Below are 7,857 nucleotides of genomic sequence, written 5' to 3' on the forward strand. Positions count from 1 at the left end.
GTCTGCCGCCTTCAACCTCTTTCAGGATCTTGACGATCTGGGACTCGCTGTACCGTGACTTTTTCATGTCGCTCTCCGTTTGCCTCATTGTAGGCCGGAGAACTCTAATTACGCATGCACCGATTTTAGGGGATGGTTACACATGGGGCCCCGGCGTTTCAACAGCTTCACTATTTGCGCAGGTTCCACTTTGGTCATATTTGCCATACTGATAATCATCTGTATCACGCTTTTGAGTCAGGTTCCCAATGTCATCGTAGCTGTACTGCCAGATATTGGATCCGACTTCTTCAGTCTTCAGGCGATTGAGACCATCATAAGTGAACGATTCGTGAACATCCTCTAACTCGTTCTGTCGTGACGTTAGATTTCCACCAGAATCGTAGCCGTATTTACTGGCCTGGAGTAACTCAGAGGGTACAGTACCAGTGCCTGACTGAATGCTACGAACAAGGCCCCGTTCGTCATATTCACGTCGGGTAGTAAGCCCATTACCGAGCAATACTTCCTTAGCATCACCATAGACATTGTAGGCGGTGGCGGACCAAACGATACTCTGCTCCGAACCGCTGGTTACGTCCAGAATTTCGGACAAATATCCGTTTCGGTAATTTCGACGGATCGTAAAACCCGATGGGTACTCTACCACTCTCTCGCGACCAAATTGGTCATAGCCGTAACTGAACACAAACCGCTTTGGCTCAGAGGAAGCAGCCGTTGTGATGGTCGTGGTGGTGGCACTGAGATTGCCGCTTGCAGCCTCATAGGCGTACTCTTCGGAAAACTCATCATTCCTCATGGCGCAAAGACGACCGAAACCACAGTCTCGCCCATCTTGGTTCACATCGTAGTACCAATGATCAACTGAATCGGTTTCAGGGTGAGTGCGCATTTGCTTTCTGCCGAGCCGATCATACTCGTACAGAAACGTCTTGCTGTTGCCATTGTCCGCAATGAGTCCGAGCTGTGCCTCTTTTACTACTTCCCCAACCGAATTGTAGGTAGTGATGGTTCTTCCAGTATCGGGATCATCAAGGATCTTGCGGTTACCAGCATCGTCATAGATTACGTCGATAATCGAGGCTTCATTGGCGTCTGACGAGATATTCCTAGTTTGGATAAGGCGTCCTTTAGCGTCGTACCTTAGCCTAGTGACGATAGCATCGGAGCTGTTCTTGTATTCTGAAATGCTCACGGTTTTGCCACGCAAGTCCTGCCTTTCAGTTCGCTTGGTCGTCCTGTCCGGGACTTCTGAATCGTCTTCGTCTTTTGTCAGATTCTTCGTCACTTCGACAAGTTGACCGCTGCCAGTCCCTTTGCGGTAACGCGTCTCGGTAGAGCCATCCGGAAAGGTCACAGTCTGCAGATCTTGGGAATCTTCATATCTATATTGCCTGAACGGCGCTGATTCGCCTGCAAAGTGCGGATACGAATCCTTCTTTTTGCGACCCCTTTGATCAAAAACTGTTTGCTTCACTATCCACTGGCCATCGAAGCCTGACTCAACCTCGGCTACTTCGTTACCGAATTGGTCATAATAAACTTCACTGTTCGACCCATCGTGGTTGCGCTGGCGAATCATATAGGCAGCACGTGCAGAATAGTTCTGACAACTCTGGCCTTCGCAAAACTCATAGTCACGAACCCACCCAGAACCATCTGGATTATCCACTCTCTTCACGCGGCCCAATGGGTCGTATTGTTGTCTGACTCTTAACGAGTTCGCGTCCGTCGTCTCGGTCGGTTTGCCATGGCGATAATCAACGCTCAACGTGGTTGAGTGCCCTTCAGCATTTATTATTGACGATGGAAAAACGCCATAGTCATACTCGGGGAATTGATCGGTTCTCGCTTCAATCCGGTTTTCCGGTGGCACGTAGGAAGGACTCTCCACTGTGATGCTTGCAAGTCTCGCGGCACCACTGGCTGTAGGCTGGTAATTGAACGTTTCCTTCACGCCGTCAGCAGCGTCAACTCCGGACGACTCCGTTCGATCCCCTACCACATATGGCCAACCATCAGCGGGCTCGTACTTTGTAATTGAAACCAGTTCTTTTTCGCCTGATACCTCTCGTCCTTCCAAAGAAAGGGTGGGCGACTGGTGAATGACCTTCTTTTCGTTCAGGAAGGTTGGGTGCGCCGCACTGTATCGGGTCTCAACAGTTTCTGAAAATTCTATGACGTCAATGCCACAGTCGTCCGAGTTCTCGATACAGTTGAACGGATCCCCATCGCCGGCCCCCATATCCATGACTTTAAAGCGTCGGTTACCGAAATTATCCAACTCCACGACAACTCTTTCGCTACCTATTGGGTTTCCTTCCAGATCGAACTCACTGTTAAAGCGTTTGCTCATATAGGGCTGAATTACACCATCAATCCCCGTCTCGTAGGCGGACCACAGGTTCAGGGACTTACTAATCGTTCGGTCATTACTGGTATTCTTAACCGTTTTTGCGAGGACACGTCCAACGTAAGGGAATTCAGGGAATTGCCTTTCATAACCGTACGAGGACACACCGGGCAACTCCGCTCCCCAGAAGTAGACTTTTTCTTCTCTGTTCTCATAAGCCGATGTCTTTGTCAGACTTTCAAAACCCAGAAAGCCACGCCCATTCAGGTCACGTTGAGCATTCTTGTACTGGTACTGAACACTTCCTGGCTCGCCGCTTGGAGTTGGAACGGTGACCGAATGAACGACGCTCATAGGTGAGGCGAATGTTCTCTTCTCATTTCCTGAAATATAGGAATAGTCGTGAACATTTTCATTATTGAGCCGTTCATACTTCACGGTGATTCGGCTGTTATCTCCGTTTGGATAAGCCGTTACAAAACCCGTAAGTTTGTTTTCGGAAGATATCTCACGACCATATAACTTGTAGCCATCGCCGTCCGCCACAAGTATATCCGAGCTACCATCTCCATCCGCATCGAAAACCAGTACTTTGTTATTCAGATCTTCGGCATTCGCCTGAGTTATACCTAGGTTATCAACCTCATATACGATCTTTCCTTCATCGTCAGGGAAGCCCCGCAAAAGAATGAGACTGTTTCCATATTGAGAAATCTCTGGAGAGGGGCCATTGATAATCAATAGGTCAGGCACTCCGTTCTTATCGTGATCCATAACCCGAACCCGGTCCTCCAACGGTTCGCTTTCAGTTACTGGCAAATCTAAAATCTGCGATAAGGGTTCGCCATTAAACCCGGACACATCAGTGAATGTTAATTGTCGGGGGTTGGAAAATTCGCCTCCCTTATTGATAACAATGGACAGCCTATCCAGATTAGTAATCACTTCACCTGAGTGGCTTCCAAAAGACACAACGTCTGTTAATCCATCTCCGTTAACGTCAACGGCAACAGAGTTATCCGCAGTCACCAGATTATTGCTCTCGGTTCTTAGATCAAATATGGAACTATCATTGTGTATTTTAAAAACGCCATCTTTTTTCTCAATAATTTCCGAACCAGGCTCTTGGTCAAAGTTGACTGCCTGGTAGTTCAACATTTTGAGATTAAAATCAGAGTTGAAAGAGTAACTTCCAATGACTTTGGACCACTCCATATCCTGAACATCCGGATTATCACAGGATGGAGATGCAACGAATATATCTACCTCACCGTCAGCATCGAAGTCGCCAATCATCGGCTTGTAGAGATCAGTCTGAGGATTGAACTCTGCCGCATCTTCCTGCGCAATACAAAGCCTGACATCACCTCGACTAATCGATGATGGGGTGCTCATTGACTGAGTTTCAGGATTATAGCTTTGCCGCTTCCAAGAATACTTAAATGACATGAAGTCATAAGGGACAACATCATATTCCGGAGGATGGTATTTATCGTAAGGTGGATAATAGGCTATTGCATACCCAGTGGCCGTTGAATCAATGGGACTCCAATCTGTTTCTTTGCATTTAACATCCTGCCAGGTTCTTCCATACTGATCTGGATTGTTATCCGGAAGCCCATGGTAAATAACTGAGTAGTTTCCATTACTCGTGTTTACATCACACCGAACCCCAAGGTCTTTCCAACCTCCATCATCGATTCTTTCGTAATAGCCTTCCTTGGTTGTTAAATTGTATTCCTCCTGAATCAACTCCCCGTTTAAATAAATGATCCCTTGCTCGCCATCATTGGTAATAAATGGCGTGACCATATACCTGTCGTCACCGCCCGTCTCAAGTGTTTCATAAGTTGGTGAGCTACCGGCTGGGCCACCGTATCGAATTTCAACAGTTCCTCCCTTCCCTGAACGGATCAAATCATCAAATCCATCGCGATTCCAATCCATAACTCTGAGAGATACCGTCTCCCTCGGGTCGAAGGAGTCCTTAACGGGGAACGGTAGCCAGTCTGCAACTGATGGTTCCGGCTGATACTCCAGGTCAAGGGGAAGGCCACATTTACTTTTTCCAGACTGCGCATCTGCACTGCAAAGCTGGATATTGTTCAATGTCAATAAGCCGATTAGGCCTGATGATTTATAATGAAAATTATAATCCCGAACTTTCTTACCAGACATGTATACATTGATTCTTTTTAGGAACATGTCGAGATCACGGGGGTGTCCAGCAAAGTAACGAACTAACTTATCATTACGCCCTCGCTGATACTTAAAGCGGACTTCACTTTCTCCATAGGTTATGAGAGAGGGGTAAATCGCTTGTGCGCTGACACTCTTAGGATCGTATTCGTATTTTATTTCGTGATCGAAACGGTCTGTTTCCTTGGATATCGCCCATAGCTCTTCCCTCAAAGGTTTGTATAAACGCCGTGTTCCATCGTTATGAGTTGCAACAATATCATCTCCGGATCTTTTATAGCGTACACGAGTATCTACCTCAGTCCGGTAGGTAGCATCCGCAGCCCAGTAATCTTCCCCTTCTTCCAGCATCAACCGCTGCCCACCGACACAAAGACGATCATCGTCTGTCAACGTTACTCCGCCAAAGACTTCCTCTCCGTGGGCAGGTGTTTTTGAGCAGCGATTGACGGTAGATATGCCGGACAACCCCCATCCCTGCCCAAGAATGCCATTTCCACCTTTGTCATTGTAATTCACTGACAGGCGGGGCCCGTGGTCATTTAAACCCTTGGGGACGTCTACTCCAAGTCGGTAGGTTGCGGCACCCTGTGCGCTGACATCGAATGAGCCTTCCGTCGTACCAACAACCGTCGGGTCTTCTGGAAAACTTTGAACAGGATACGACGCTTTTTGGGGAGAAATAGGATCTCCGCCTTTTTCATATTTCAGTTCAATATTGCTCCCACTATCGGAAGCAGTTACGGAAACATCGACATCTCCAGAGCTCTTTGACTGAATGCGGTGATCAACGAACCCATCATTGTTTATATCGTCCGCCAGGATCTCTAAATCTGAATCGGCGCTGTTTATTTCTCCGTCAAACTTATATCCGGGGGGAAGTTCCTGCAGCGTATATGTACCGTCTTCATTGCGCTCTAATACATAACTAATCTCATCACTCTCGAACTCAACATCAATTCCATACGGAATTCCAACTGTCTGTTTCCTGGCTTCAACGAGAATATCGTCCGCGGATCCATCCCCGCGGTGATCGATATAGTAGATTTCGTGAGAAGTATCACTCCAGTTCGATGCCCATACCGGCAGAACACTGCATGTCAGCACTATACCAATAATGCCGGAAACAAACGTAAAATTGCTCATACGAAACCCTTGACTGCGAACGTCCTTGCTGAATTTCATTTAATTTATTAGTTGACCGGAGCACCGGACTCGCCGTGTATAGCGTGGACTTCACCGCTATCGGAGCCTACGTAAATAACACCATCAGCCCCCACTCTCGGAGATGATCTAACCGGAGCACCCGTGCCGTATTTCCACAGTTCTTCGCCAGTCTCGGCGTTGATGGCGTATACATGCCCGTCGTCTGAACCGAAATAGATGATGCCCAGTTCTGACACTTCCGGCGTGGTACGAATTGAGTCGTTGGCAGAGCTCAGAACGACTGGCTCATAAGGCGATAGCGGGTCGATTTTGAGCAACTCGCCTGCGGATGTTCCTATCACCAACTCGCCACTTTGGAGCAGTACCGGAGATGACCGCAGGGGCGCGCCGGTATCAAGTGACCAAAGTTGATTGCCTTCCGAATCGTAGGCGTACAAGTGGCCGTCATCGGAACCGATATAAGAAGTACCATTGAGATCTACTGCCGCTCTCGTTCTGATCGCATCACTGGTTTGTGCCTTCCACTTTGCCAGTCCCGGTGCCCCCGGATACCAACGCGGATCACCTGGATCTGTCTCTGCAAGGTACTCCTCGGTATTGGAATAGCCGTCGCCATCAGGGTCCATCTGCCCATCTGCGGTATCATTCGGGTTTAGCTGATATTCGACTTCCCAACCGTCGTCCATGCCATCCCCGTCACTATCCAGCTCATTGGCCTTGGTGTGATGGATGTGGTGTTCATCTTCGTTACTCAACCCATCGCCATCCAGATCCGTTGTTGCATCGGAAGCATCCAATGGGTTCAGACCGTTCGCTAATTCCCACTCGTCCGGAAGGCGATCACCGTCATCATCCTGATCCTGACTGTTGCCAACTCCATCACCGTCTGTATCAAGGCACTCCAGAGGGTCTTCTTCGAAAGCGTCGTCTTGATTCAGACAGCCATCACCATCGATATCCGTGTCGCTATTATTGCCAATGCCATCACCATCGAGATCCGCCCATTCGCTGCTGTCCTCGGGGAATACATCGCCGTTGTCTCCGTAGCCGTCACCATCGGCGTCAGCCCATTCATCGGGGTTAAAAGGGAATGCATCGTCTTTATCTGGAATGGAGTCGCCATCAGAGTCGAGGTGTCCCAGGCCCTTAAACCCGGCGGTCATGACAACCAGCGTGCGGTCACCGTCAGACTTTGCATACAGGTGGCGACCATCGGGACTGGCAGCCACCGCATCCCAGTTACGAGCCCCGATTTCATCGGCACCCGATGCTTGGTCAAGCAATTTAAGGGCATCATCGTCGCGGTAATACGCTGAGACCCTTGAACCACTGTAGGTATAGGCCAGACCCGCCCCGGGGTTTGAAAACAGCCAACCATAGCGGATATTTATATTGCCGGTGCGCTCTGGCTGATCAGGACTCGTCTCTATCAAGCTATTACCAAGATAGCCATCCCCTGTCATGTAGAGAGCAGATGTCGCTTCGAGACCCGCGACCACAATCGGCTCCGGATTTGATGACGAGGCATCCGCAATCTCACGGTGAGTCGCTAACGTGCCATCCGATTCGTCACGGGCAAGCACCCAAAGCTCTTCGCGGCCCTGTGCATATACCCATGCACCGTCCTCACTGATCACAAGCCCATTGGCCGCGCCAAAAGAGGTGCCTTCATTGAGGTAATGACTGCGGAAGCTCAAATCGCCCGTTGAAGTGTCTCGATCAAAAATCAGGATGCCACGACCACGGACGCCCACGTAAAGATGCTGGCCTTGCGGAGACAGAGCAACTGCGCTCTCAGACAAGGAGGTACCCGCATAGGCAACCCCCGCCTCCATTTCAGTACCGTTGTCTGCAACCTGCAACTCAAGTGAAGATACGAAGGTAATCTCACCAATGTCGCTGAATTTATAGTGGTGTAGCAGCTGCTGAGCGGGGAAAGAGGTTTTCTCATTTCCAACGAGATACAAATCATCACCGCTTGCACTGAACGTCATCGCATGCGCGGTGCCTTCTGCAAACAGTTCCGACAGCTTCGTCAGCTTGCCCGTCTCAGAGTCCCGACCATAGCTCAACAACCTCGAACCCGCAGAAGCAACCACATAGTCACCGCTCGGATGAACCGCTATTTGTCCATCGTC

The 7,857-nt window shown here is 49.2% G+C and carries 2 protein-coding genes; both read right to left on the reverse strand.

All coding sequences use genetic code 11. The features are described 5' to 3' along the window. Window positions 1–136 precede the first annotated feature (136 nt). On the reverse strand, window positions 137–5,698 hold the full coding sequence (locus AC13D2_RS15220) for an RHS repeat domain-containing protein (protein ID WP_482938873.1): 5,562 nt from the start codon (window positions 5,696–5,698) through the stop codon (window positions 137–139). Window positions 5,699–5,745: 47 nt separating this feature from the next. Then, window positions 5,746–7,857, reverse strand: a 2,112-nt coding sequence (locus tag AC13D2_RS15225) for an outer membrane protein assembly factor BamB family protein (protein ID WP_482938874.1), incomplete at its 5' end; no start/stop codon positions are given.

The organism is Marinobacter sp. B-12 (assembly GCF_056857915.1).

Excerpts from the sequence above, each read along its gene's own strand:
- AC13D2_RS15220 (WP_482938873.1), bottom strand. The coding sequence starts at position 5,698 with ATGAGCAATTTTACGTTTGTTTCCGGCATTATTGGTATAGTGCTGACA.